The organism is uncultured Jatrophihabitans sp. (assembly GCF_964246335.1).
Classification (GTDB): Bacteria; Actinomycetota; Actinomycetes; order Mycobacteriales; family Jatrophihabitantaceae; genus Jatrophihabitans.
The window spans coordinates 1-25,919 of record NZ_CAXTQF010000026.1 but is presented as its reverse complement, the minus strand read 5'-3'; the positions used below and the strand labels follow the sequence as shown (position 1 = coordinate 25,919).

General features: G+C 70.0%; 26 protein-coding genes. 16 read left to right on the top strand and 10 right to left on the bottom strand.

All coding sequences use genetic code 11. The annotated features are described in order from the left end of the window. On the bottom strand, nt 1-505 hold a 505-nt coding region (locus ACFFCN_RS09600), incomplete at its 3' end, for a hypothetical protein (protein ID WP_375491055.1). Nucleotides 506-1,181: 676 nt separating this feature from the next. On the opposite strand from ACFFCN_RS09600, the gene ACFFCN_RS09595 reads away from it, so the two are divergent. After that, on the top strand, nt 1,182-3,020 hold the full coding sequence (locus tag ACFFCN_RS09595) for a hypothetical protein (RefSeq protein WP_375491053.1): 1,839 nt from the start codon (nt 1,182-1,184) through the stop codon (nt 3,018-3,020). A 105-nt stretch (nt 3,021-3,125) separates the two neighbouring features. Here the strand turns inward: ACFFCN_RS09595 and ACFFCN_RS09590 are convergent, their stop codons facing one another. The 3 genes from ACFFCN_RS09590 to ACFFCN_RS09580 form a co-directional block, all read right to left on the bottom strand. After that, entirely contained in the window at nt 3,126-3,995 is an 870-nt protein-coding gene (locus tag ACFFCN_RS09590; protein ID WP_375491051.1) for an HpcH/HpaI aldolase/citrate lyase family protein, read from the bottom strand. Then, entirely contained in the window at nt 3,995-5,053 is a 1,059-nt protein-coding gene (locus ACFFCN_RS09585; protein WP_375491049.1) for an HpcH/HpaI aldolase/citrate lyase family protein, read from the bottom strand. Before ACFFCN_RS09585 ends, ACFFCN_RS09590 begins: the two co-directional genes overlap by 1 nt. A gap of 137 nt (nt 5,054-5,190) precedes the next feature. After that, a complete protein-coding gene (locus tag ACFFCN_RS09580) occupies nt 5,191-5,385 on the bottom strand; it encodes a hypothetical protein (RefSeq protein WP_375491047.1) in 195 nt (64 codons plus the stop codon). Between ACFFCN_RS09580 and ACFFCN_RS09575 the strand changes: the two genes are divergently transcribed. The 3 genes from ACFFCN_RS09575 to ACFFCN_RS09565 all read left to right on the top strand — a co-directional run bounded on the left by ACFFCN_RS09575 (nt 5,366) and on the right by ACFFCN_RS09565 (nt 8,168). Next, nucleotides 5,366-5,974: a hypothetical protein gene (locus ACFFCN_RS09575; protein ID WP_375491046.1), complete on the top strand. Its 609-nt coding sequence runs from the start codon at nt 5,366-5,368 to the stop codon at nt 5,972-5,974. The two genes, ACFFCN_RS09580 and ACFFCN_RS09575, sit on opposite strands and share 20 nt — an antisense overlap. A gap of 94 nt (nt 5,975-6,068) precedes the next feature. Beyond that, nucleotides 6,069-7,271 (top strand): acyl-CoA dehydrogenase family protein, encoded by a 1,203-nt coding sequence (locus ACFFCN_RS09570; RefSeq protein ID WP_375491044.1) that lies wholly within the window; start codon nt 6,069-6,071, stop codon nt 7,269-7,271. 9 nt (nt 7,272-7,280) lie between these two features. After that, nucleotides 7,281-8,168: an ROK family protein gene (locus tag ACFFCN_RS09565; protein WP_375491042.1), complete on the top strand. Its 888-nt coding sequence runs from the start codon at nt 7,281-7,283 to the stop codon at nt 8,166-8,168. Between the two features lie 130 nt (nt 8,169-8,298). Here ACFFCN_RS09565 and ACFFCN_RS09560 read toward each other — a convergent pair whose 3' ends face one another. From ACFFCN_RS09560 to ACFFCN_RS09545, 4 genes are all read right to left on the bottom strand, one after another. After that, nucleotides 8,299-9,261, bottom strand: coding sequence for an SDR family NAD(P)-dependent oxidoreductase (locus ACFFCN_RS09560; protein ID WP_375491040.1), 963 nt, complete (start codon nt 9,259-9,261; stop codon nt 8,299-8,301). 74 nt (nt 9,262-9,335) lie between these two features. Further along, on the bottom strand, nt 9,336-9,608 hold the full coding sequence (locus tag ACFFCN_RS09555) for a DUF3253 domain-containing protein (RefSeq protein ID WP_375491038.1): 273 nt from the start codon (nt 9,606-9,608) through the stop codon (nt 9,336-9,338). Between the two features lie 65 nt (nt 9,609-9,673). After that, complete coding sequence (locus ACFFCN_RS09550; protein WP_375491037.1) at nt 9,674-11,863, bottom strand: Ig-like domain-containing protein; 2,190 nt, start codon at nt 11,861-11,863, stop codon at nt 9,674-9,676. 152 nt (nt 11,864-12,015) lie between these two features. Continuing rightward, nucleotides 12,016-13,011 (bottom strand): DUF5937 family protein, encoded by a 996-nt coding sequence (locus ACFFCN_RS09545; RefSeq protein WP_375491035.1) that lies wholly within the window; start codon nt 13,009-13,011, stop codon nt 12,016-12,018. A gap of 74 nt (nt 13,012-13,085) precedes the next feature. Between ACFFCN_RS09545 and ACFFCN_RS09540 the strand changes: the two genes are divergently transcribed. Then, a complete protein-coding gene (locus ACFFCN_RS09540) occupies nt 13,086-14,291 on the top strand; it encodes an MFS transporter (RefSeq protein WP_375491033.1) in 1,206 nt (401 codons plus the stop codon). Nucleotides 14,292-14,384: 93 nt separating this feature from the next. On the opposite strand, the gene ACFFCN_RS09535 is transcribed toward ACFFCN_RS09540, so the two are convergent. Continuing rightward, entirely contained in the window at nt 14,385-15,962 is a 1,578-nt protein-coding gene (locus ACFFCN_RS09535) for a Na+/H+ antiporter (protein ID WP_375491032.1), read from the bottom strand. A gap of 57 nt (nt 15,963-16,019) precedes the next feature. Between ACFFCN_RS09535 and ACFFCN_RS09530 the strand changes: the two genes are divergently transcribed. From ACFFCN_RS09530 to ACFFCN_RS09510, 5 genes are all read left to right on the top strand, one after another. Beyond that, the gene (locus ACFFCN_RS09530; RefSeq protein ID WP_375491030.1) at nt 16,020-16,691 is read left to right on the top strand and encodes an HAD family hydrolase; all 672 of its coding nucleotides are present in this window, start codon (nt 16,020-16,022) and stop codon (nt 16,689-16,691) included. Nucleotides 16,692-16,827: 136 nt separating this feature from the next. Then, the gene (locus ACFFCN_RS09525) at nt 16,828-17,115 is read left to right on the top strand and encodes a YrhB domain-containing protein (protein WP_375491028.1); all 288 of its coding nucleotides are present in this window, start codon (nt 16,828-16,830) and stop codon (nt 17,113-17,115) included. Nucleotides 17,116-17,313: 198 nt separating this feature from the next. Continuing rightward, nucleotides 17,314-17,586: a hypothetical protein gene (locus tag ACFFCN_RS09520; RefSeq protein WP_375491027.1), complete on the top strand. Its 273-nt coding sequence runs from the start codon at nt 17,314-17,316 to the stop codon at nt 17,584-17,586. Further along, entirely contained in the window at nt 17,583-18,002 is a 420-nt protein-coding gene (locus ACFFCN_RS09515; RefSeq protein ID WP_375491025.1) for a pilus assembly protein TadG-related protein, read from the top strand. The genes ACFFCN_RS09520 and ACFFCN_RS09515 overlap by 4 nt, the downstream gene beginning before the upstream one ends. A 38-nt stretch (nt 18,003-18,040) precedes the next feature. Beyond that, nucleotides 18,041-18,799 carry an MBL fold metallo-hydrolase gene (locus ACFFCN_RS09510; protein ID WP_375491024.1) on the top strand — a complete coding sequence of 253 codons (759 nt, stop codon included), beginning with the start codon at nt 18,041-18,043 and terminating at the stop codon, nt 18,797-18,799. Between the two features lie 182 nt (nt 18,800-18,981). On the opposite strand, the gene ACFFCN_RS09505 is transcribed toward ACFFCN_RS09510, so the two are convergent. Then, nucleotides 18,982-19,779, bottom strand: a complete 798-nt coding sequence (locus tag ACFFCN_RS09505; RefSeq protein WP_375491023.1) for an exodeoxyribonuclease III — start codon at nt 19,777-19,779, stop codon at nt 18,982-18,984. 99 nt (nt 19,780-19,878) lie between these two features. Here ACFFCN_RS09505 and ACFFCN_RS09500 point away from each other — a divergent pair, with 99 nt between their 5' ends. The 6 genes from ACFFCN_RS09500 (at nt 19,879) to ACFFCN_RS09475 (ending at nt 25,894) form a co-directional block, all read left to right on the top strand. Further along, a complete protein-coding gene (locus ACFFCN_RS09500; RefSeq protein ID WP_375491022.1) occupies nt 19,879-21,630 on the top strand; it encodes an MFS transporter in 1,752 nt (583 codons plus the stop codon). A 32-nt stretch (nt 21,631-21,662) separates the two neighbouring features. Then, on the top strand, nt 21,663-22,751 hold the full coding sequence (gene prfB / locus ACFFCN_RS09495) for a peptide chain release factor 2 (RefSeq protein WP_375491021.1): 1,089 nt from the start codon (nt 21,663-21,665) through the stop codon (nt 22,749-22,751). A gap of 118 nt (nt 22,752-22,869) precedes the next feature. Continuing rightward, complete coding sequence (gene ftsE / locus ACFFCN_RS09490) at nt 22,870-23,559, top strand: cell division ATP-binding protein FtsE (protein ID WP_375491019.1); 690 nt, start codon at nt 22,870-22,872, stop codon at nt 23,557-23,559. A gap of 66 nt (nt 23,560-23,625) precedes the next feature. After that, entirely contained in the window at nt 23,626-24,528 is a 903-nt protein-coding gene (gene ftsX, locus ACFFCN_RS09485; protein WP_375491017.1) for a permease-like cell division protein FtsX, read from the top strand. Between the two features lie 2 nt (nt 24,529-24,530). Then, nucleotides 24,531-25,025 (top strand): SsrA-binding protein SmpB, encoded by a 495-nt coding sequence (gene smpB, locus ACFFCN_RS09480; RefSeq protein WP_375491015.1) that lies wholly within the window; start codon nt 24,531-24,533, stop codon nt 25,023-25,025. After that, nucleotides 25,022-25,894, top strand: a complete 873-nt coding sequence (locus ACFFCN_RS09475; protein WP_375491013.1) for an amidohydrolase family protein — start codon at nt 25,022-25,024, stop codon at nt 25,892-25,894. Before smpB ends, ACFFCN_RS09475 begins: the two co-directional genes overlap by 4 nt. The last annotated feature ends 25 nt before the right edge of the window (nt 25,895-25,919 follow it).

Sequence of the window (25,919 nt, the reverse complement as noted above, 5' to 3'; positions counted from 1 at the left end):
CGGCACCGGTCACCCACGCGGCGGCACCGGTCACCCACGCGGCGGCACCGGTCACGCATCCGGCGAAACGATCTCTCGTCGGGACTGCGCATGCCGTCGTCACGTCGACGGTGGCTTCAACATCCCATGTGGTTACGCCGGTCACCCGGGCGGCCAAGAAGCCGGTGGCAACCGTCGCGGAGCACCTTGCTGTTACAGCAAACGTGCTTGTCGTAACGACGAAGCCGACATCGCACATCACCAGTGCGGTCCGCCGAGCGTCAAGTCCCGTCGTGCGCGTCGTGGCGCGAACGGCCGCGACCGCTGCTCCTGCCGTCGGTTCGATCGCGAAGGTGACCGTTCCGGTCGACCTCGCCGTATCGCTGGCGCACTCTGCAGCGAAGACCGTTGCAACGGCCACGGATGCGTTGGTTCCGACGACGACTGCGGCCAGACCGAACGCGCAATCCGCGGACTGCCCGCCCACCGGTGGCGCCGTCGCGTCCGGTACGACGTCCGCATCCAACGCCGATGCTGCGACACCCACGTCGCACGCAGCCGGTGTAGTCGGCGAGACGCCGGCGACGATGCCGGCAGCGACAATCCTGTTCGGTGCAGCGCCTATAGCGTCGGGGTCTCGGCTGCACCCGGCGCGCCCGGCGCTGACCAGCCCGTTCGCCCTGTCGTCCTCTCGGTCGTCATCGACGACGACCCCGCTACTTCCGACCGGTCCAGGTGCTCCTGGTCCGTCGGGACCGTTCGGTCCGCCGGCCGCGGCTGGTGCTCCAGTCGCTGCGCGAAACGGCCCGAGCGGTGGTGCGGGACTGGTTGCAGTCTCGCCGCAACAAGCGGTCCGCATTGCGCTGTGGCGCAACGGGCGGGCCGTGCGCGATGCAGCCTGGGGCCTGCTGTCGCGTGCCGAGCGCATTCCCACGCGTCCCGGTTGATCGTTTCGGATCTGACTCCGGCCGCCGGCAGCTAGTCGGTCGGCCCCCACGGCACGGCTTCCAGGGCCGTCCCGTGTTCCCATCACATTCAGATTCGGAGAAACGATCATGCAAGGTAATTGGCAAACCCGCGCGGCTGCGGTCGCGATCGGGGCCGCCAGCTGCTGGATGCTGACGCAGACAGCAGCCGACGCGGTGACAATGTCGCCACCATCGTCAGGGTCGGGCCCATCGCTCGGTTCGATGATGTCGACGTTGACCGCCGCGGGTGGTAACTCGACCGCGCAGTCGACCACGAACGGCGGCAATTCGTCTGCCACCGGTACCAGCTCGAACACGTCGCACACCAAGACCGGTGATGGCGGGTCCGGCGGCAACGGTGGTAAAGCGAAGAGCGACAACAAGAATCAGGCCGGCAACGGCGGGTCCTCCGGCGATTCGGGCTCAACGGGGAAGAACTCGGCGGACTCGAATGCGGGCCCGGACAAGGGCAGACCGGACAAGGGCGGCTCGACGTACAACGGCGCTCCGCCTGCGTACGAGGGCTCCAACCCCGAAGGGTCCGGCAGCTGCGGATGCGGCGAGCAGGGCCCAGGACCGTGGGGGCCCGGCGGCGACAGCACCGGGTCCGCGAGCACCGGCTCGGGCAGCTCCGGCGCCACCGGCAACGGAGGCAACGGGGGTTCGGTGGCCAACGGCTCGAGCACCGCTGGCGGTAAGGGTGGTCGTGGCGGCGACACCGGGTGGAACAAGACCTCGACGACGAGCAAGAACGACACGTCGTCGGGTGACAGCAACACCGGGTCCAACACCACGTCGGGCAATGGTGGCAACGGGTCGATCTGGTCGCAGGTCACCCGTTCGAACGGCGGCCCGCCGTGGATGTACGACGACCGGCCGACCTACGGCCCGGCCAGCGTGCCGTCCATGATGGGCAGCCAGAACGGCGGCTCGTCGGACAAGGACGGGTCGGCGAAGGGTGGAGACTCCGACGCCCACTCGAGCACCAATGGCGGCAACTCGTCGGCCACCGGCTCGAGCTCGAACGAGTCGACGACCAAGACGGGTGACGGCGGTTCGGGCGGCAAGGGCGGCGACGCCGACAGTCGCAACGACAACACCGCCGGCAACGGCGGGAAGTCGGGCGACTCCGGCAACACCGGCCACAACAGTTCGAACTGCTACGCCGTTTCGGTGACCGGCAACGCGAGCTGCTCCGCCAACTCGACGTCGGGCAACTCCGGCGACACCGGCAACGGTGGGAACGGCGGTTCGGTGGCCAACCAGTCGTCGACCGACGGCGGCAACGGTGGCCGCGGTGGCGACACCGGTGGCAACTCCACCTCGACGAACAGCTCGAACAACACGAAGTCGGGTGACAGCAACACCGGGTCGAACACGCAGTCCGGCAAGGGCGGAGATGCGGACAGCACATCGTCGCAGCAGGACTCCGGCAGCCAGCACCCCTCCGACAAGCAGTCGGGCTCGGACCAGTCCGGCTCCGGCTCCGCGAAGGGTGGCGACAGTTCGGCGTCGTCGAACACCAACGGCGGTTCCTCGACGGCGAAGGGCGACAGCACCAACAAGTCCGACACCGAGACCGGCAAGGGCGGTAGTGGGGGCGACGGCGGCAAGGCCGACAGCACCAACACCAACAAGGCCGGCAACGGTGGCAAGTCGGGTGACTCCGGTTCGACAGGCGGCAACAAGGCCGATTCGTCGAGCAAGTCGGGCAATGCTCCGCCGAAGGGTTCCGGCCCGAGCAACTGCGGTTGCTCGAAGGACACGGGTTCGAGCTCGGGAAGTGACAACGGCAAATCCGACGCGACGTCGCAGTCGGGCTCGGGTGACTCCGGCAAGACCGGCAACGGCGGGAGCGGTGGGTCCGTGGCCAACGGCTCGAGCACGCACGGCGGCCACGGTGGCCGTGGGGGCGACACCGGAGGCAACAGCACCAACACCAACAGCTCGAACAGCACGCACTCGGGGAACAGCAACACCGGGTCGAACACGCAGTCGGGCAACGGTGGCAACGCCTCGATGACGAGCACCGTGTCGCACGCGGTCGGTACCGCGTGCGGCTGCGTCAGCTGAGCGAGCAGTAACGGGCGGCGCGCGGGGGGGTAGCACACCCCCCGACGCCGGCGCACGAATCGCTGCGGCGGCCGGGATCCGACATGGACCCCGGCCGCCAAGGCACTACCCGGCGGCGATGGCCTGCGCCACAGCCAGCGTTCGTTCGGCCGTCGCGACATGCAGGTTCTCGATCATCCGGCCGTTGTAGGTGACGACGCCGGAGCCCGCACCCGCCTCCCACGCCTCGAGGATGCCGCGGGCCTCCTCGACGGCCTGCTCGGACGGCGCGAACGCGGCATTGGCGCCGTCGACCTGGCCGGGGTGGATCAACGTCTTGCCGTCGAAGCCCATCGCGCGGCCCTGCGCGCACTCCGCGAGGAAGCCTTCGTTGTCGCGCACGTCGTTGTACACGCCGTCGAGGATCACGACGCCGGCCGCCCGCGCGGCGAGCACCGCCAGCGAAAGGCTCGTCAACAGCGGCGCCCGTCCTGGTACGTGCTCGGCGAACAGTTCCTTGACCAGGTCGTTGGTGCCGAGCACCAGGCAGGTCAGCCGGTCTGATGCCGTGGCGATCTCGCCCGCGTGCAGGATCGCCTGCGGGGTCTCGATCATCGCCCACAACGACGTGTGTTCCGGTGCGCCCGCGGCCGCGATCGCCTCGACGAGCGCGCGCACCTCGTCGGCGCTGTTCACCTTCGGCACGACGATCGCAGCCGGACCGGCCTGCGCCGCAGCGGTGATATCGGCATCGTGCCATTCGGTACCGATGCCGTTGACCCGGATGGTCAGCTCGCGCCGGCCGTATTCGCCGCTGCGCGCGGCTGCGACGGCCGCATCGCGCGCGGCCGACTTCGCGTCCGGGGCGACGGCGTCCTCGAGGTCGAAGATGATCGCGTCGACCGGCAGCGTTTTCGCTTTTTCCAGTGCCTTTGCGTTCGAGCTCGGCATGTAGAGCACCGAACGCCGCGGCCGGAACATCTCGTCGTCGCCCATCAGATCTCGATCGCGTCGTAGGCGGCCTTGAGCTGCGGGTCCACCTCGGCGAGCTGCTCGGCCAGCTGCACCATGACCAGGCACTGCTTGGTCGACGCGTCGTCCTCCATCTTGCCGTCGAGCATCACCGCGCCGCTGCCGTCGCCCATCGCTGCGACCACCCGCCGCGCGTGCGTGACGTCCTCGACGCTCGGGCTGAACACCTTTTTGGCGATGGCGATCTGTTTGGGGTGCAGACTCCACGCGCCGACGCAGCCGAGCAGGTAGGCGTTGCGGAACTGGTCCTCGCACGCAACGACATCGGCGATGTCGCCGAAGGGTCCGTAGTGCGGGTAGATGCCGTGCATCGCGCACGCGTCGACCATCCGCGCGATCGTGTAGTGCCAGAGATCCTGCTGATACGTCGGACGGTCACCGAAGGTGTCGCCGTCGATCGGGTCCTGCCGGACGAGGTATCCGGGGTGGCCGCCGCCGACGCGGGTCGTCTTCATCCGACGGTCGGCGGCGAGGTCGGCCGGCCCCAGCGAGAGGCCCTGCATGCGTGGCGACGCGCCGCAGATCTCCTCGATGTTCGCCACGCCGCGCGCCGTCTCGAGGATGGCGTGCACCAGGATCGGGCGCTCGAGCTGTGCCTTCGCCTCGAGCTGCGCGAGGATGCGGTCGACGTAGTGGATGTCCTCGGCGCCCTGCACCTTGGGCACCATGATCACGTCGAGCTTGTCGCCGATCTGCGGGACGAGCGTGGTCAGGTCGTCGAGCACCCACGGCGAATCCAAGGCGTTGATCCGCGTCCACAATTGCGTAGCGCCGAACTCGGTGGACTTCGCGATGTCGACCAGGCCGTCGCGTGCGGCCTGCTTGTTCTCGACCTTGATCGCGTCCTCGAGGTTGCCGAGGAGCACGTCGACGGTGCCGGCCATGTCCGGCACCTTGGCCGCCATCTTCGCGTTGCTGGGATCGAAGAAGTGGATCGCGCGTGACGGCCGTGCGGGTATCTCGTGCAACGGTGCCGGCGCGCCGACGGCCAGCGGAACGAAGAAATCCTTGGCGCTACGCATGCTGTGCCCTCTCCCGGCGCCGTCCTGGCCCGAATTTCGGACGCTAGCAGCCGGGTGCGCCGTCGCGCTGTGACCACGTCGGCGTCGAGGCAAGGGCCACACCGCGCCAGGATGGGCCGGCCGAGCCTGTGGGCCGCCTAGGGTTGCGGCATGACGAACACGGTGCGAGCCGCTGCAGGTGTCCTGCTCATCGTGGGCGCGACGGCCGTAGCGGGCTGCTCCGGGACAAGCGGCTCGGGCTCGGCATCCACCGCTGCCAAGCCGACGTCCTCGGCTCCTGCGCCGTCGTCCAGGGCGTCGTCGTCGACTTCGGTGAGCGCAGCCGCGGTCATCAAGGCCTCCTTGGCGGCCGCGCGCGGTGCGAAGACGGTGCGCCTGGCCGGTGCCGGGACGGACTCCGGTACGGCCGTCGCGCTGGACATCCATTACGGCAGCAACGGCGCCGCGGGCTCGGTCACCGAGGCCGGTTCGAAGATCCGACTGATCATTTTGGCCAAGACCGTGTACTTCAAGGCGCCGGACGCGTTCTACCGCAAGCAGGCGGGCAAGAACGCCGCCGCGGTGTTGAAGATCGTCAGCGGGAAATGGGTCAAGGCGCCTGCGAACTCCTCGACAGGCAGCGACTTCGGCCAGTTGGCCGACCGACAGAAATTGATCGACTCCTTCGCATCCGACTTCGACTCTGCGGACGCCGCGAGCGTGCGCCGGGTCGGTTCGGGCAGCGTCGCCGGCGTGCCCACGACCACCTACAGCGACGGCAGCGGACAGGGCTCGATCGATGTCGCCGCCAGCGGCACGCCGTACCCGATGAAGCTGGTCTCGAAGGGCAGCAGCGCCGGCACGTTGACCTTCACCGACTGGAACAAGCCGTTCACCGCAGCGGCCCCGCCGGCGTCCCAGACAGTGAAGTTGCCTTCCTGAGCCGCGTGCGGCCGGCCTGTGAGATACGTCGACGCAACATGACGTCGCGGCCTGCGGCCGGGATACTGCAGGAAAGCACTTCTGGAGGTTTCGCATGGCCCGCCTCGCCCAGACGCCCGGACTGACCGACATCCAGCAGGAGATCCTGTCGGCGGTCAAGACGTTCGTCGACAAGGAAATCCTGCCGTACGCCACCGAACTCGAGCACAAGGACGAGTTCCCTGAGGCGATCGTCGAAGGCATGCGTGAGATGGGGCTGTTCGGCCTGACGATCTCCGAGGAGTACGGCGGCCTGGGCGAGTCGCTGCTGACGTACGCGCTCGTCGTGGAGCAGATCGCCCGCGGCTGGATGTCGGTGTCCGGGGTGATCAACACGCACTTCATCGTCGCGTACATGATCGCCCAGCACGGCACCGACGAGCAGAAGCAGCGGCTGCTGCCGAAGATGGCCACCGGCGAGATCCGCGGCGCGTTCTCGATGAGCGAACCCGACCTCGGCTCGGACGTCTCGGCGATCAAGACCCGCGCTGTGCCGAAGGAAGACGGGTTCGCCATCGACGGCTCGAAGATGTGGCTGACCAACGGCGCGCGGGCCGGCGTCGTGGCCACCCTGGTCAAGGACGATCAGGGCGCGGACTCGGTCTACAAGAACATGACGACGTTCCTGATCGAGAAGGAACCCGGCTTCGGCGAGACGCGTCCGGGGCTCACCATCCCGGGCAAGATCGACAAGATGGGTTACAAGGGCGTCGAGACCACCGAGATGATCCTCGACGGCGTGCAGGTCTCGGCCGACGACGTGCTCGGCGGCGCGGATCAGCGCGGCCGCGGCTTCGCGCAGATGATGGACGGCGTCGAGGTCGGCCGGGTCAACGTGGCGGCGCGCGCGTGCGGCATCTCGATCCGCGCGTTCGAGTTGGCCGTGCAGTACGCGCAGCAGCGCAAGACGTTCGGCAAGCAGATCGCCGACCACCAGGCCATCGCGTTCAAGCTCGCCGAGATGGGCACCAAGGTCGAGGCGGCGCACCTGATGATGGTCAACGCCGCACGGTTGAAGGACGCCGGCACCCGTAACGACGTCGAGGCCGGCATGGCCAAGCTCATCGCCTCCGAATACTGCGCCGAGGTCACCCAGGAGTCGTTCCGCATCCACGGCGGCTACGGCTACTCGAAGGAGTACGAGATCGAGCGGCTCATGCGCGAAGCGCCGTTCCTGCTCATCGGCGAGGGCACTTCGGAGATCCAGAAGACGATCATCAGCCGCGGTCTGTTGCGTGAGTACAAGCTCGCGCAGTAACTGGCCGACGTGACCGCTGCCGGTGTTGCCAGTGTCGTCGGCGTCCTCGAGATCGGCGGGACGCATGTCTCGGCCGCTGCCGTCGACACCGACGGATGGCTGGTCGGGCCGACGGCGCGCCTGCACCTCGACGGCGACGCCGGTGCCGACGAGTTGATCGCCCAGTTCGCCGCCGCTGCAGCGCGCGTCGACGTGCCGTCCGACGCCCCGTGGGGCATCGCCATGCCGGACCCGTTCGACTACGACCACGGCATCGGACTGTTCGAGGGCGTCGGCAAGTTCACCTCGCTCAACGGCGTGGACGTGCGCGCCGCACTCACGCCTGCGTTGTCGCCGACCATCGGCTTCGTCAACGACGCGGACGCGTTCCTACTGGGGGAATGGACCGACGGCGCGGCGGCCGGCACCACGCGGTGCGCCGGCCTGACGCTCGGTACCGGCATCGGTTCGGCGTGGCTCGTCGACGGCGTCGTGGTCGATCCCGGCATGCCGCCCGGCGGCCGGATGCACCGCATGAGCTTCGACGGCGCACCGCTCGAGGACACCGTGTCCCGGCGCGCGATTCGTCGGGCGTTCACGGCGGCCGGCGGGGATCCGCAGGCCGACGTCCGCGAGATCGCCGAACAGGCACGCGCCGGGCTGCCGCTGGCTCGGCGGGTACTTGACACCGCGATGCGCGCGCTCGGCCAAGTCGTCGGCGACTGCGTCTGCCGCTTCGGCGCAGAGGTCCTGGTCGTCGGCGGGTCGATGTCGGCGTCGTGGGACGTCCTGGGTCCGCCGTTCCGGGTCGGCGCGCAGGACTCCACGCTGCCCCGCGTCGAGCTCGCCGCCGACGCCGAGGCCGCGCCCTTCGTCGGCGCCGCCGTGGCCGCCGTGGCCACCGTCCGCACCGCCTGACCCGCCGTCCGCACCGCCTGACCCGCCGTCCGCACCGCCTGACCCGCCTTCATACCCGTGATCAACAGGCAATTCTGGTCGCCCGGGTGCGCAATCCGTGCTGTTGATCAGCGAAGGGGTGGGCGACGGCTCAGCGGGTGGCGACCTCGCAGTAGTCCCACAGCCGCGCCGCGGCGTCGGCGTCGTGCCGCGTGAACGGCAGGTAGTCGGTCGGGCGTGGGCGGCGGTCGTGCCAGAACAGGCCGGTCGTGCGCGCCGCGGCGTCGGCCGCCAGCAACCAGACGGCGGTGTCGGCGCCCTGCGCGGCGGTGCGCAGGATCGGCCCGGTCAGCCGCGCGAACCGCGGCAGGGAGTCGGTGACTCCCGGCGTGTCCGCCCAGCCCGGGTGCATGGCGTGCACCGCAACGTGTTGCTCGGCGAGCTGCACCGCCCACAGCTGCGCGAGCACGACCTGCATGCGCTTCGTCCGCGCATACGCGGCCGTGGCGTCGTAATCGCCTTCGTGGAACTCCGGGTCGTCGATGCGCAGGCGCTGCGCGTACATGCCGCCCGAGGACACGAACACCACCCGCGAGTCGACGTCGGCGGCGAGCAGGGAACGCAGCTGGCCGGTCAGCAGGTGCGGGCCAAGCACGTGCGTGGCAACGGTCAGCTCGTGACCGTCCTCGGTCTCGGTGCGCGTCGGCGGCATCGCTCCCGCGTTGTGTACCAGTGCGTGCAGCCCGGGCAGCTCGTCACGCAACGCGGCCGCACACGCACGCACGGACTTCTGGTCGCTGAGGTCGCACTCGTCCACGACGATGTGCGCGCCGGGCACTGCGCGCAGGATCTCGTCGCGCGCGCTGCTGCTGCGTTCGGTGTCGCGGCACAGCATCCGCACCGCGGCGCCGAGCCCGGCGGCGGACAGCGCGGTGGCCTTGCCCAAGCCGGAGTTGGCGCCGGTGATCGCCACCGTGCGGCCGTCCAGCGCACCGGGCAGCAGGTCGGCGGCCCACCACGTGCGGCGCACCGCGAATCCGATCCGCGAGTAGCCGGGAACGATGGTGCGATCCAACAACGTGTCCACGGTGTCGGTGATGCGCCCCAACACCATGGCGCCGACCCTAGCCGCGCCTTCGGGAATCGCTCGGCCGGACGCGGCGCGCGTCGGCGTTTCGATGACGTGGCTCACCGGGCAGGTCCCTCGCCGCGCTGCTTTCGCCGGATGCGGATCGGTCCTTTCGCGGTGGCGAGGTCGACGACCTTGCCGCCTTGCGTGATCTCGACCTGGCCGCGCTCGACAAGGCGTCCCGCGGCGGCGCGGCTGCGGTCCATCAGCTCGCGCCATTCGTCGCCGCCGACCGCGCGAGCCGCCTCGGACGGGCAGATCGTTCCGTCGCGGCCGGCGAGCAGGTCGCCGATCGCGGCCTCGAGTCGGGTGTCGACGTCTGCTGCGCTCACTTGTTGTTCCTACCCGGTCTCGCCGGCCGGCCCTCGTCCGGCGCGATCAGGTGGCGACGGACACGTCAGATCGCGTACTGCTTGCGTCGCACGTACGCCCGCGCGATCACCACGAACGCGACGGCGAAGATGAGCAGCAGCGAGATGCCGCCGGCGATCGCGGTCTGCCCCAGCGCGTCGCCGTCGCCGCCCGCCGTCCCGGAGATCTTCGGCGAATGGAGGACGACGCCGGCAAGGAATACCGAGGATGTCGACGGGGCGGGCGACGTCGCCTGCACTGCGGGGTTCACCTTCAGCCGCAGCACGGCGGTGACCGCGTAACACAGGTTCTGCCGGGCACGCGGTGTCGTGAAGCGCACGACGCCGTCGCCGCGGGTCGACGAGGTGACGACGGGACCCGACTGCGTCGTGACCGCCTGCACGAAGGTCGCGTCGCGGCAGCCGACGTCGGTGCGCGGCGCCGACACGAGGCCAACCGTCAGCGTGCCGGGCCAGTGATAGGACCCGGTGACGGTGATCGTGCCGGTCATCGGCTTGCCGACCTCGCCGTCGTAGTCGCCGTCGGCGATGCGCAACGTCGGGCGGGCGACGAGGGTCGTGCTGCCCTGCTGGCCGACGTGCGGTTCCTCGACAATTGATAGTCCGTCCTGCGTGATGACGCTGCGGCTGCTCAGCGCGTAGCACCCGACGGCGGACACCGGCGGCAGCGGGATTGCGGCACCGACGACACCGGGCTGCGGTGCAGCGGACGGTGCGGACGATGCCGGACTCGGTGATGCGGACGGGGCCGCACTGGCCGGGGCAGCACCGGCTGCGGTCAGCCTGACCGGGTCGGACACCGCCTGCACGGGTGCCGCGCTCCACTCGAGGTCACTGCTGCACGAACCGTTGACCGGCGTGAGCGGCCCGTGGACGGTGATTGTCGTCCTGATCTTCGCGCCTTGTGTGCCGGTGCCGGTGATCGTGGCGGCCAGACCGTCGCTCGGTACCACGCCGGGGCCCGCGGACTCGCTCAGGTGCACGCCCGAGACGATCAGTTTCGATCCGTAGCCAGCGCTTGCCTTGGCCGGTGGTGACGTGTTCGTCGTGCTGATCGAGGCGGTGACGGCGTAGCAGCCGGCCGGCAGCTGCGAGGTCTGCCCGGCGTCGTAGGTGCCGTCACCGACGAAGCCGAAGTTGCCCTTCCATGCCACCGGCGCGCGCGCGTAGTCGGCGGAGCCGAAGGACGAGCAGCCCTTGTCGTCCGGATGCAGCGGCCCGATTGCGGATATCGACCCGGCGCCGGAGTAGCCGTAGGTGCCGGTGATCGTCGCCTGCGGAGTGGGGGTGTCGTCGCGCAGCACGAGGCCGGGCGAGTGCACGCTGACGTGCGGCGTCGGGTGCAGCACGGGCACCAACGTCCCGGTGGCCGACGTCGTGGTGGGGGCCGCAGTCGTCACCGCGCCGGGGTTGGTCGTGTAGTACGTCAACGACACCGCTTCGGAGATCGTCGCGGTGATCGGCGTCGCCGGAGCGCTCGGCGCGGTGAACGTGGTGGTGGCGACGCCGCTGCGTGCGGTGCTCGCAGCCGCCGTCCCGCCGTCGGCGGCGAAGGTGACGCCGATGCCCGGCGTCGGGAAGCCTGCAGCAGACGTCACCCGCGCGCCGACCGTCACCGGCTTGCCCGGCTGCGCGCGCGTCGGCAGCGACAACGCGATCTTGTACGGGCCGGCGTAACGCTGCGCCTGCGCGTAGAGCGCGCGGGCGCGGGCGCGGCTGGTGCCGTGCTGACCGAGACAGCGCGACTGCAGACCGCCACTGCCGGCCGCGGCCGCGATGTCGGCGCTCACCTCGGCCACGGTGGCGCCGGATCCGGTGCCGTGGTGCGCGATCAGATAAGCGGTCGCGCCGATCTCGCCCTGATCGAGTCCGGCGTCGCCGGGCTGTGCCGTCGTGGCGGATCCGGACGTCGGCGCCGGCCCGTAGGCGCCGTTCGTCTCCGACACGTCGGCCGTGGCGAACGGGGACGCGCCGTCGACGTCCCACGTGGCCATCGGCACCTCGGTATTGCTGCCGAGCCGGCAGGTGATCCCGCCCGAGTAAAAGGCACCGCTGTTGCCCCATGCGGTGTCGGCGAGCGCCGACGGCGCGGTGGCGACGAGGGCCACGGCGGCCACGGCGGCCGCGCACCCGGCCAGCGGCAACGCCCACCGCCGGCCTGACGTGGCGCGACGCCGTGCGGGCACGACGGAACCGGAGAGCGGCGTCGCGCCCATGCGGTGCCCTCCCGTCCTCGGCCCCTTCTGCCGCCACCACGCCGGACACGGCGTGACAGGTACTGATTCTCACTCGCAGAGGTGGACATCGGGTAACGACACGTCCAGCGGTGGCGCGTCAGTATGCGTAACGCACCTGTGCGCACCCGGGTTCAGTCCTGCGTCGGCCCGGATCCGCTCTCGACGAGCGCGGTGCCGATCGGCGTGCGGGCGTGCTGCAGGCTGCGGCCGATCCGCCACGTCTCGATCAGGCCGGCGTCGCGCAGGATCGCCAGCTGCTCGCTGACGCTGCTGACCGGTAGGCCGCACGACGCCGCGAGTCCGGTCGTGGACGCGGGCTCGTCGAGCGCCGCGAGCAGCACGCCGCGCCGCCGGCCGATCAACCGGCCGAGCCGCTCCGGGTCGGGTGGCGTCGACTGCCACACGGCCGCGATGCCTCGCGCGCTGTAATCGACGGTGGGCGGCGACGGCGGGTCGTAGGCGACACCGAGACCGGGCCAGTTGAAGACGCCCGGGATGAGGAGCACACCCTCGTGGCCGACGCGCCGCTCCACGTCCAGATTCATCTCCATCGTGAGCGCATTGCGCGACCAGCGTGCGTTGCGATGCAGGTCGCCGAGCACGGCGGCGAGCCCGCTCTGGGCAAGGGCCTGTGCGCGGTAGGCGACATCGGCCTGCAGCACCTGCCTGATGCGTTTCCACCACGGCCGCACGAGGACGTTCCACGCGGTCTCGAGCAGGTCGGCGCACAGGTCCCGTGCGGCCGTACCGTCGCCGGCGAGCACACGGGCCGAGCTGGGTCGACGCGCACCGAAGCGTTCGGTGAGGCAGCGGTCGATCTCCTGTCTGACCACGGCGGGGTCGGTACGCCGCACCTGGTTGAGCTCGGTGGCGAACCGTGCAACGGGCCGGGTGGGCGGCGGGGTGATGAAGTCCGCGCCCCACGTGCGACGAGGGGTGAGCAGCATCAGCGGCGTCAGGTCGAGGCTCTCCAGTGCCGGGGCGACGGCGCGCAGCCACGGCTCGTGAAAGCCCGCCGCGCGGTCGGTCGCCAGCAGGCGCACCGCTGCGGCGGTCTCCCGCAGCGGTGACACCGCGAAGCGGCACGAGCCCATCGCGGCGGGTGAGAAACGTAGTACGACGGCCATCCGAGCTCTCTCGTTGGTTTCGGCTGTAGCCGAAATGTTCGCGCGTTCGTCGCTCGGCGGCAAGTCTGGTGACCATGACGAGCACCGCCGTACGCAGCGCCGGCCCCGGCCCGTTGCGGCACCGCGGATTTCGTCGCCTGTGGGCGTCGCGGATGGTGTCGTTCACGGGCGACGGAGCGGCGCGCACCGCGCTGGTTCTCGTGACCGCGGACCGGGGCAGCACCGCCGTGGCCCTCGTCCTGCTCGCCAGCACACTGCCCCGGTTGCTCGGGCCGGTCGCCGGCGCCATCGCCGACACGGTCGACCGGCGCCGGCTGATGCTGATCGCCGAGCTGGGGCAGGCGGCGGCGATGGCGGTGTTGATCGTCGGGGTGCCGCCGATGTGGGCGCTGGTGCTCGTCGTCGTGGTCGCGTCGTCGTTCGCGACGATCTTCGGCCCGGCAAGTTCCAGCAGCGTTCCCGCGCTCGTCGACGCCGACGAGCTGCCGCGGGCGAATGCGCTGATCGGCACGGCGTTCAATTTCCAGATCGCGCTGGGTCCGGTGCTCGCCGGTCTGCTGGTCGGGCTGGGCGGAGTCCGGCTGACGTTCGCGCTGGATGTGGCGACGTTCGTCCTGTCCGCCGTCCTGCTGACCGGGCTGCCCCGGCTGGTGGCCGACCGCGCCGCCGGCCCCGCGGAGCCGCTGTGGGCCTCGACCGTCGCCGGGTTGCGATACGTGCGGCACGCGCCCGGGCCGCGCTCGCTCGTCATCGGCGTGCTGGTCTTCGTCGCGTTCGCCGGCCTGGACAACGTCGCGATCGTCTTCCTGGTGCGCAGCGACCTGCACGGTTCGGCAACGGTGTTCGGACTCGTGCAGGGCTGCTTCGGTGTCGGGATGCTGCTCGCGTCCGTCGCGCTCAGCGTGCGCCGACGATCTGGTTCCGCGTCTCGCCTGCTCGTGGCGGGCAGCGCGACCTCTGTGGTGGGCGCGCTCGTGACCGCCGGAGCACCCGATCTGACACTCGCCGGCGGAGCGCAGGCCCTCGCCGGCGTCGGCAACGGCCTGGAGAACGTCGCGATGAGCACTCATGTGCAACGGATCGTGCCGGCACCGATGGTCGGTCGGGTGTTCGGCGTCGTCGCGACGGCCGCGCAGGTGGGCAGCAGCATCTCCTACGCGGCGGGCGGCCCGTTGGTCGCGGGCATCGGCGCACGCGAGACGTTCGTCATCGCCGGTGTCGGCGGGATCTTCGGGCTGGCGCTGTTCGTCGCGTCGCTGCGCACGAAGCCGATCACCTGAGGCGCCCGCCTGTCCGCCTTCACACCCGGGACGGTCGCGCTCGCGCGGCGGATCGCGACCATCTCGGGTGGGAAGGCGCGGGTCGGCCGCGACCTATTCGCTGGGTGCGGCGCGCGACAGCCGGATCTCCTCGGTGTCCAGGACGGCTTGCACCTGGCGCAGCACGATGTCGTCGATGCGCTGGGCATCGCGCAGTTGCACCAACGCGCTGCGTTGCCTGCTGAGCAGTGCCAGCCGCAGCGCGGTGTACTGGTCGTGGTGCTGCACCAGCGGGTCGTCGCTGGCGCCGTCGGCGGCCAGCAGCTTGCGCTTCTTGTCGAGCTCGTGCCGCACGCGTTCCTGGACCTGCTCGTTGGTGCCCAGCTCCGCGGCCGCTTCCTCCAGCGCGTCCAACGCGGCCTCGGCGGTGCTGATCTCGGCAAGGTGCCGCTCCTCGTCGACCGATGTGTCGACGGGCAGCCGTGCGAAGCGGATGACGCTCGGCAACACCAGTGCCTGCAGGAGCGTCAGCACGATCACGCCGCAGGTGATGACCACGATCAGGTCGCGGTCGGGGAACGGCGCTCCCGAGTGCAGCGTGCGCGGTACGGCGAGTACGGCAGCCAGCGAGACGGCGCCGCGGAAACCGGTCACGGCGCTGACCGTCCGCTGCCGCGCGCCGACGCGGCGTAGCCGTTGTGCCGGCCGTCGGTCGAGCATCCGGATGAGGTACGGCGTGGTGTACAACCACACCCAGCGCACGCCGATCACAACGCCCGTCACCGCGAAGATGTAGCCGACCGCGCGCCCGTCCGACGCACTCGCCAGACCCCGCACGGCCGTCTGCGCCTGCAGGCCGACGAGCACGAACAGCGCGCTGCTGAGCACTGTGGTCGCCAGTGACCAGAAGGCGGTGTTCTGCTGGCGGGCGGCCGCGCCGGTGATCCGCGGCGCCAACTGGCTCATCAGCAGCCCGCACGCCACGACGGCAAGGACACCGGAGGCGCCCACCGAGTCGGCCAGCAGGAAGGCGGCGAACGGCGTCACCAGCACGGCGATGTTCTCGAGGGTCGGGTCGTCGATCCGGCGGCGCAGCTGCCAGCTGATCAACCCGATGATTCCGCCGGCCAACAGGCCCCCGCCGTAGGACTGCACCACCAGCCACGTGACGTGCGGGATGCCGAGATGCTGCTCGCCGACCGTGACGCCCACCGCCAGGCCGTAGATCACCAGCGCGCTGCCGTCGTTGACGAGGCTCTCCGCGCGCAGCACGGTGACCTCGCGGCGCGGCAGCCCGCGGGCCAGGGTGCCGACGGCCGTGGCGTCGGTGGGCGCCACGGCGGCGCCGAGCACCCATGCCGGCCCCCACTGCAGGCCCAGCGCGTGGGCGGTGGCGGCCACCGCCGCGGCCGTGGCCAGGACCAGCGCGGTGCTGGTCAGCACCACCGCGCGCAGGTTGCTGCGGATCTCGCGCAGCGACGTGGTCAGGCTCTCCCAGTACAGCAGCGCCGGCAGGAACAGCAGCAGCACGACCTGGGGCGGCAACTGCCCACGGCGCAGCTCCGGCACGAACCCGATGAGCACGCCGAACAGCACGAGCAGCAACGCCGGTGCGACGGGATAACGCTGTGCGAGCGCGCCGGACAGCAGCAGGGCGACGCCCAACACGACGACGATCTCGAGACCCAACATGAGGACATCTTGGCCCACGGTGCGGCAGTTGTGGGCCGTGGACGAGACTGGGCAACCATGCCGCTGCCCGCCGCTGCACTGTTCGACTTCACCGGCACGCTGTTCCACATCGAGCCGGCCGGGTCGGCCATCGCGGCGGTGCTCGGCGAACAGTTCGTGCCGCTGGCCGACGAGGTGGTACGCCGCGGCGGCTACAACGGGGTGGGCGTCGCGCACGACCTGCCCGCGGACCTTGCCGACGCGTGGCACGAGCGGGACCTGTCCCGTGACGCGCACCGTCGCGCGTACTCGGGACTGGCCGAGCGCGCAGGTCTCACGGCTGCACAGGCTGCGGCGCTCTACGACTACTCGATCTCGCCGCAGGCCTGGTCGCCGTTCGCCGACACCGTCAGCACGCTGCGCGATCTCGCTGCGGCGGGCGTACCGACGGCGCTGGTCAGCAACATCGGGTGGGACCCGCGGCCGGTGCTCGACCGGTACGGCGTGCTCGACGCGTTCGACTCGCTGGTGCTCTCCGACGAGCGCGGGCTGCTCAAACCCGATCCGGCGATCTTCGATCTCGCCTGCGCGGAACTGTTCGTCCAACCGGACGCCTGCGTGATGGTCGGTGACAACGCGGCGAACGACGGCGCGGCCGTCCAGCTCGGCATGCGCTTCGAGCTGGTGCCGGCCGATCCGAGCGACCGCACGGGCAGCGAGCTGCGCGCCGCCGTCGGGCTGGCGGCCTGAGGCGCCGCTCCCGGTCGCGTCGTCGGCCGATCGTCCCCGGTGTCAGCGTGCGCGACGCGACGGGAGCTGTGGTGTGCGGGGTATGGACAGGGCTGTAGAAATCCTGCTGCGCACCCGATGACCTGGGAGACCGAAAGTGCTTGCCGTCGACGATGCGCGAAAGATCGTCGACGTCATCGTGGGCGCGCGGCAAGCCGCTCTCGGCGTCGACCTTGTGGTCCTCGAACCTCCCCAGGAGTTCGCCCAGGGCTGGCTGTTCCTCTACGACAGCAAGGACTACGTCCAGACCGGAAACATCTCCAGCGCAATAGCCGGGAACGGACCGATCGCCGTCTTCAGCTCGGGAGAGGTCCAGTTACTCGGCACCGCGGACTCCGTGGACATTCTCCTGCGTCGACTGAACGAGCGGGACTTGCATTCCTGACCGACAACGTCGGTCGCCGTGTCACTGGTTGGGGGACGCGGTCTGCGCTCGGGAGGTAGGCAGACGGCTCATCCGCCCCTCTGGTCACAGGGGTTCGGCCGTTCGTCCACAGATCACCGTCAAGGGTCGCGCGCGAAGCTGATCAGCCCTAGTCTCGGCCGATCACGGTGATCGACTGACCAGGGTGGAGGGGTGGTCATGACGTCGGCGCTGGCCATCCTCGAGACCGAGGTGCGCGAGCTGGTCCGCCGCCGTGGCATCGATCCCACCGCCGAGCCGCAGGCCGTCGCCGTGCTCGTCGACGAGGTGATCGGCGATTACCGCGACCGGTCGATCACCGCGACGCTGCCGGCGATGGGGGATGCCGCTGCGGCCTCGCGCGCCGTGCTCGACGCGGTGGCCGGGTTCGGTCCGCTGCAGCCCTACCTCGACGACCCCGGCGTGGACGACTTCCGGGTGTTCGCGCGATGAGTCGCGGTGACCGCGGCTCGACGATCCCGCTCATCCTGGGCTTCTTCCTGATCGCGCTGCTGATGATCGCCGGGTCGATCGCGCTCGGGCAGGCGTTCGTGCAGCAGCGCGATCTGCAGGACGTATGTGATGGCGCGGCCACCGCCGCCGCGGCGAGCTCGGTGGATCTCGACCGCAGCGCTGTCGTCGCATCCACCACGTCGGTCCGGTTCGCGAACGTCGGCGCGGCCGTCGACGACTACCTCGCCCGCGATCCGCAGCGTCGGGTCGTGCATGTGCGGGTGCGGCTGACCGACGACGACGAGCGCATCGGGCTGACCTGTGTGCAGCACGTGTCGCTGACGTTCGGCTGGTTGTTCGATCGGCGCACGGTGCGCCATGTCGCGCACTCGACCGCCCGCGCCGACCTGCAGTAGCGGGTGTGGCGTCGCCGGCTGCACGGCATGATCGGCCCATGCCGTCATCGAGCCCGCACGTCACGCAGGTAGCCGATGGCGTGTGGTCCGCCACCGGCACCGACACCAACTGGGTGCTGCTGCGCGACGGCAGCGACGTCACGCTCATCGACGCCGGTTATCCCGGTGACGCGGACGCGGTGGAGGCATCGGTCCGCGAGATCGGTGCGCGCCCCGAGGACGTCCGCGCGCTGCTGATCACGCACGCGCACGTCGACCACATCGGTGCCGCCGGCCGGCTGCTCGAGCGCTACGGCGTGCCGGCGTACACCGACGCCGTCGAGGTCGGGCACGCGCACCGCGACCACCTGGAGCAGGCGAACGAGCGCGACGTAGTCCGCAACCTGTGGCGTCCGGGCGCCCTGCCGTGGGTGCTGCGCATCATGCGGGCCGGCGCGACGAAGGACGTCGCCGTCGCGCACGCGCAGCCGTTCCCCGCCGCCGGCGCGGACGGCCGCCTCGACCTGCCCGGCGGCCCGGTGCCGGTCGCGACGCACGGCCACACGTCCGGGCACACCGCGTACTGGCTGCCGCAGGCCGGCGCGGTGGCCACCGGGGACGGGCTCGTCACCGCTCACGCGCTGCTGCGCGGGACGGGCCCGCAGCTGCTGCCCGCGTTCTTCAACCACGGCGACGTCGTGGCGGCGCTCGACCCGCTGGCGGCGCTCGACGCCGACCTCGTGCTGCCCGGCCACGGCGACCCGCTGCGCCGCCCGATCCGCGACGCCGTGGCCGAGGCCCGCGGCCGCGTGAGCTGAGGCAGTCGGTGCGGGTGGCCGACGGCGGGCCGGAGCCCATATGTGGGGGTCCGGGAAACGCCAACAATGTGTCGTCCAGGCGAAAGATTCTGGGCGTTTCTCCGGAGGGCCGTACAGACCCGGCCGGACCGGACACCCGGCCGACGCGCGAACCCAGCCGGCCGGGGACAGCCGGCCGGCGCTCAGTCGCGCAGATCCACCACCACCGGCGCGTGGTCCGACGGGCCGGTGCCCTTGCGCGCGTCCCGGTCGACGTAGGCGTCGGTCACCTCATCGGCCACCGCGGCCGAGGCGTAGGCGAGGTCGATGCGCATGCCCTCGTTCTTGTGGAACCGCCCGGCGCGGTAGTCCCAGTACGTGTAGGGCGTGTCGTACTTCAGCGCGCGCGCCGGCACGTCGGTCAGCCCCAGGTCGCGTAGCGACGCCAGGGCGGCGCGCTCGGGTTCGGTGACGTGCGTACTGCCCTCGAACAGCGCACGGTTCCACACGTCCGCGTCCGTGGGCGCGATGTTGAAGTCGCCGAGCACCGCGAACCGCTCGTGCGCGGGCAGCTCCGCGGCGACGGTCGCGTTCAGCGCGGCCAACCAGCGCAGCTTGTACTGGTAGTGCGGGTGTGTCGGCTCGCGGCCGTTGGGCACGTACACCGACCAGACGCGCAGGCCGCCACAGGTGACGCCGACGGCACGCGGTTCGGTGGCCTCGAACATCGAGTCCTCGGGCTGGTAGCCGGGCTCGTCCAGCAGGCCCAGCTGCGGATCGACCAGCCCCACGCGAGAGAGCACCGCGACGCCGTTCCACCGGCCGGTGGCGTGCGCGGCCACCTCGTAGCCGAGTGCGCCGACCTCGTCGATCGGGAACGCGTCCGCGGCCACCTTGAGCTCCTGCAGGCACAGCACGTCCGGTTCGACGGTGCCCAGCCAGTCGAGCAGGCGGGGGAGCCGGGCGGTCACCGAGTTGACGTTCCACGTCGCGATGCGCACCACGTCAGCCTGGCAGACGGCGGGTGGCAGGCAACGGCCGCGAGCGCGTATCGTTAGTTAGGCTAACAATCATTACCGCAATGCGTTGAAGAGGACTGCATGTCTGCACCGACCCGCCGGTGGAACCCCGTCTCGGTCGATCGCGACCACCCGAAGTACAAGTGGGTCGCGTTGTCCAACACCACGCTCGGCGTGCTGATGGCCACGGTGAACAGCTCCATCGTGATCATCTCGCTGCCGGCGATCTTCCGCGGCATCCACCTGAACCCGTTGGAACCCGGCAACGTCGGCTACCTGCTGTGGACGCTGATGGGCTTCCTCGTCGTCACCGCCGTGCTGGTGGTGAGCCTGGGCCGGCTGGGGGACATGTACGGCCGCGTCAAGATCTACAACGCCGGCTTCGTGGTGTTCACCCTCGGCTCGATCGCGCTCGCCGTCGACCCGCTCACCGGCCCGTCCGGCGCCCTGTGGCTGATCCTCTGGCGGCTGGTGCAGGGCGTCGGGGCGGCAATGCTGTTCGCCAACTCGACCGCCATCCTCACCGACGCGTTCCCGGCTGAGCGCCGCGGTTTCGCGCTCGGCATCAACCAGGTCGCCGCCATCGCCGGCGGGTTCATCGGGCTGATCGTGGGCGGTCTGCTCTCCGAGGTCGACTGGCGGCTGGTGTTCTTCGTGTCGGTGCCGATCGGCATCGTCGGCACCGTCTGGTCCTACGTCAGCCTGCACGAGACCAGCCAGCGGCAGCGTTCGCGTATCGACTGGTGGGGCAACCTGCTGTTCGCCGTCGGGCTCACCGCGGTGCTCGCCGCCATCACCTACGGCATCCAGCCCTACGGCGGCCACACCATGGGGTGGACCGACCCGAAGGTCATGGGCGGGCTGATCGGCGGCGTCGTGCTGCTCATCGCGTTCGGCATCGTCGAGACGCGCGTCGCCGAGCCGATGTTCGCCATGACGCTGTTCAAGATCCGTGCGTTCTGGGCCGGCAACCTCGCGGGCCTGCTGGCGTCCGTGTCCCGCGGCGGCCTGCAATTCATGTTGATCATCTGGCTGCAGGGCATCTGGCTGCCGTTGCACGGCTACAAGTTTGAGGACACCCCGCTATGGGCCGGCATCTACCTGCTGCCGCTGACGATCGCCTTCCTGGTGGCCGGGCCGCTGTCCGGCGCACTGAGTGACAAGTTCGGTGCGCGCACCTTCGCCACCGGCGGTCTGTTGATCGTGGCGCTGAGCTTCCTCGGGCTGATGCTGCTGCCGGTCGACTTCAACTACTGGGCGTTCGCCGGACTGCTCGTGCTCAACGGGATCGGCTCGGGCCTGTTCTCGGCGCCGAACACCACCGCGATCATGAACGCCGTGCCGGCGCGGCAACGCGGGTCGGCGTCCGGCATGCGGGCGACGTTCTTCAACTCCGGCACGTCACTGTCGATCGGCATCTTCTTCTCGCTGATGATCGCCGGGCTGGCGTCGACGCTGCCGACGGCCCTGCACTCCGGGTTGGTCAGCCATCACGTGCCCGGCGCGGCGGCGACGACCGTCGCCAATCAGCCGCCGGTGGGCAGCCTGTTCGCCGCGTTCCTCGGCTACAACCCGGTGCAGCAGCTCCTCGGCGCACACACGCTTGCGTCGCTGCCCGCGGGCGACCGCACCACGCTGACCGGGCACTCGTTCTTCCCCCACCTGATCTCCGGGCCGTTCCACCACGGCCTGGTCATCGTGTTCGCGATGGCGATCGCGATGTCGGTGATCGGTGCGCTCGCGTCGTTGCTGCGCGGCAGCCGGTACGTGCATGTCGACGAGGTGCCGGCCACCGGTACCGAGGCGCCCGCGTCGGAGCCGGCTGCGGCGTAGACACGCGCGTTTCGCCGGTAGGCTGAGCGGTCGTGGACATCCCCGCAGACCTCAAGGAACTGTCCGCGACGCTGGCCAGTATCGAGGCGGTCGTGGACGTCGACGCGCTGCGTCGCGAGGCCGGTGACCTCGAGCAGCAGGCGTCCGCCCCCGACCTGTGGGACGACCTCGAGCACGCGCAGCAGGTCACCTCGCGGCTGTCCTTCGTGCAAGGTGAGATCCGCCGGGTGGCCGACCTGCGCCGGCGCGTCGACGACGCGCAGACGCTGTGGGACCTCGCCGAGGAGATGGACGACGCCGACTCGCGCGCCGAGGTCGAGACGGAGGTCACGGCGCTGCAGGGCGCCGTCGACCAGCTCGAGGTGCGCACGCTGCTCTCCGGCGAGTACGACGCCCGCGAGGCGTTGCTGACCATCCGGTCGGAGGCCGGGGGCGTCGATGCCGCGGACTTCGCCGAGATGCTGCTGCGCATGTACGCGCGCTGGGCCGAGCGGCACAACTACACCATCGAGGCGCTGGACACGTCCTACGCCGAGGAGGCCGGCATCAAGTCGGCGACCATCCAGGTCAAGGCGCCGTACGCCTACGGCACGCTCTCGGTCGAGCAGGGCACCCACCGGCTGGTGCGTATCAGCCCGTTCGACAACCAGGGCCGCCGGCAGACGTCGTTCGTCGGCGTCGAGGTGCTGCCCGTCGTCGAGCAGTCCGACCACGTCGAGATCGCCGACGACGACATCCGCGTCGACGTCTACCGCAGCTCCGGCAAAGGTGGCCAGGGCGTCAACACCACCGACTCCGCGGTACGGATAACGCACCTGCCGACCGGCATCGTCGTCACCTGTCAGAACGAGCGCTCGCAGATCCAGAACCGCGCGTCGGCCATGAACGTGCTCCAGGCGCGGCTGCTCGAACGGCGCCGCGAGGAGGAACAGAGCGCCATGAACGCGCTCAAGGACGGCAGCAACAGCTGGGGCAACCAGATGCGCAGCTATGTCCTGCACCCGTACCAGATGGTCAAGGACCTGCGCACCGACTTCGAGGTCGGCAACCCGCAGGCCGTACTCGACGGCGACATCGACGGCTTCATCGAAGCCGGCATCCGCTGGCGAAGGAGTTCTTAGCGCTCCGCGCGAGCACTCATTGCCCGTTGTTGGCTGACTCACAAGTTGTCGGTGAACCTGTGACCGCGCCGATCAGCGTCCGCGGTCGGTAAGTAACCGTTCGGTAAACTCGCGCCTCGTGATCCGGCTCGAAAATGTCTCCAAGGTCTACCCGGCCGGAGCCCGCCCAGCCCTCGACGACGTCACCATCGACGTCGACAAGGGCGAGTTCGTCTTCCTCATCGGACCGTCGGGTTCTGGCAAGTCGACGATCCTGCGGCTGCTGCTGCGCGAGGAGTTGCCGAGCCGCGGCCTCGTATCGGTGAACAGCCGCAACGTCGGCCGGATGCCGAAGCGCAAGGTGCCCGACCTGCGCCGGCGCATCGGCTGCGTGTTCCAGGATTTCCGGCTGCTGCCGAAGAAGAGCGTGTTCGACAACGTCGCATTCGCGCTCGAGGTGATCAACAAGCCGCCGCGCACGATCAAGCGCACAGTGCCGGAGGTGCTCGACCTCGTCGGACTGTCCGGCAAGGCGCAACGCATGCCGACCGAACTGTCCGGCGGCGAGCAGCAGCGCGTCGCCATCGCCCGTGCCTTCGTCAACCGCCCGCTCGTGCTGCTCGCCGACGAGCCGACCGGCAACCTCGATCCGGACACCAGCCAGGGCATCATGAGCCTGCTCGAGCGCATCAACCGCACGGGCACCACCGTCGTCATGGCCACCCACGACAACAACATCGTCGACGCGATGCGCCGACGCGTCGTCGAACTCGACACAGGCCGCGTCGTCCGCGACCAGAACCGCGGCGTGTACGGCGTCGGTCGCTGACGCGCTCTTCTCGACCGTCGCGGCCGCGGCCGCTGCCCGCAACAAGACTCAAACAGTGAGGGATTCATGCGCGCGAACTTCGTGATGTCCGGCGTCACGACCGGCATCCGGCGCAATCTGATGATGACGATCGCGCTCGTGCTGAGCACCGCGATCGCGCTCGCCTTCGTCGGTTCGGCGTATCTCGCGAGCAAGGAGATCAGCCGCTTCAAGCACAACTACGAGAACCGGCTCGACGTCTCGGTCTTCCTCTGCGCGAGCCCCGGCGCCAACTGCGCGCACAAGACCACGCCGGCCGAGACCGCCCGGATCAGGCAGACGCTGCAGGGCGACCCGACCGTCTCGTCGGTCACGTACGTGGACGAGGCGGAACAGCTCAAGATCTTCGACCGGACGTCGACGCCCGAGGTCCGGCGGCTGACGAAGGTCGGTGACCTCGCCGCGTCCTTCACCGTGAAGCTCAAGGACATCAAGAAGGACTTCACGCCGTTCTCGAACAAGTACGGCAAACTGCCCGGGGTCTCGACGACCACGAACGCCAATGACGCGCTGAACACGTTGCTCAACATCATCGACGGCGCCCGGCTGTTCTCGATCGCCATCGCGCTCGTGGTGTTGATCGCGTCCATCCTGCTGATCGCGAACACCATTCAGGTGGCGGCGTCCCAACGCAAGAACGAGACGTCGATCATGCGATTGGTCGGCGCGTCCAGACTGATGACCGAGCTGCCGTTCATGCTCGAGACGATCGTGTCGGTCGTCATCGGCGGCCTGATATCCGTCGGCCTGCTCGCGTTGGGCAAGAGGTTCGTGCTCAACGGCATCTTCGCCAGCCCGGTGAACCGTGGCGTCATCCCGGACCTGTCCACCAACGACGTGCTCATCGCCGGCGGCATCGGACTGATCGCAGGCGTCATCCTGGCCGCGCTCACCGCGCTGGTGACGTTGCGGTTGTACGTCAGACTGTAACCATGGCGCAGGCGAAATCGAGCAACCGGGACACGGGCCGCAAGATCATCGCCTCGAACCGCAAGGCGCGCCACGACTACTCGATCGTGGACGTCTACGAGGCCGGCGTGATGCTGACCGGCACCGAGGTCAAGTCGCTGCGGCTCGGCCGCGCGTCGCTGCTGGACGGCTTCGCGACGATCGACGACGGCGAGATCTTCCTGCGCAACGTGCACATCCCGGAGTACGAGCAGGGAAGCTGGACCAACCACGAGCCGCGCCGGGTGCGCAAACTGCTGCTGCACAAGGAAGAGATCGGCCGGCTGATCGGCAAGACGCGCGAGAGCGGGCTGACGCTGGTGCCGCTGTCGCTGTACTTCTCGCAGGGCAAGGTGAAGGTCGAGCTCGCGCTCGCGCGGGGCAAGCGCTCGTACGACAAGCGTCAGGATCTCGCCAAGCGCGACGCCGACCGCGAGGTCGCCCGCGCCATGGGCCGCCGGTCCAAAGGCATGGAGTGAACGACGCCGACATCCCGGCGTGGTGGCAGCGGCTGGGGTTGCCCGGCCTGATCGACATCCATACGCACTTCATGCCGAAGCCGGTCATGGACGCGGTGTGGCGTTTCTTCGAGTCGGCGCAGCGGCACTACGGGCGCGCGTGGCCCGTGTACTACCCGCTGCCCGAGGACGAGCGGCTCGCGCTGCTGCGCGGCTTCGGGGTGCGGACGTTCACCGCGCTCGTCTATCCGCACAAGCCGGGCATGGCGCAGTGGCTGTCGGAGTGGGCGCGCGAGTTCGCTGCGCGCACCCCGGACTGCTTATCGACCGGCACGTTCTACCCGGAGCCCTCGGCGGCCGGGTACGTGCGTGCGGCGTTGGACGCCGGCACCCGGGTGTTCAAGGCGCATGTGCAGGTCGGCGGCTACGACCCGCGCGACGAGCTGCTGGACGACGTCTGGGGCCAGCTCGCCGAGGCGCAGGTGCCGGTGGTCGTGCACTGCGGCGACGGGCCGATCCCGGGCAACCACACCGGCGCGGGGCCGTTCGGCGAGGTGCTCGAGGCGCACCCGCGGCTGACCGCCGTGATCGCGCACGCGGGCATGCCCGACGTCGACGCGCACATCGCGTTGGCGCGCCGATTCACCAACGTGCACCTGGACACCACGATGGTCGGCACCCGGTTCGCCGAGGCGATGATGCCGCTGGCACCGAACACCGTCGCCGCACTCGGCGATCTCGGTGAGCGCGTGCTGCTCGGCACGGACTTCCCGAACATCCCGTACGCCTACGCCGAGCAGCTCGACGCGCTGGACCGCTTCGGGCTCGGTGACGACTGGCTGCGCGCCGTCTGCTGGCACAACCCCGCCCGCCTTCTGCACGTGGACTGAGCGCCCGGCTGGCTGCCTGCCCGCC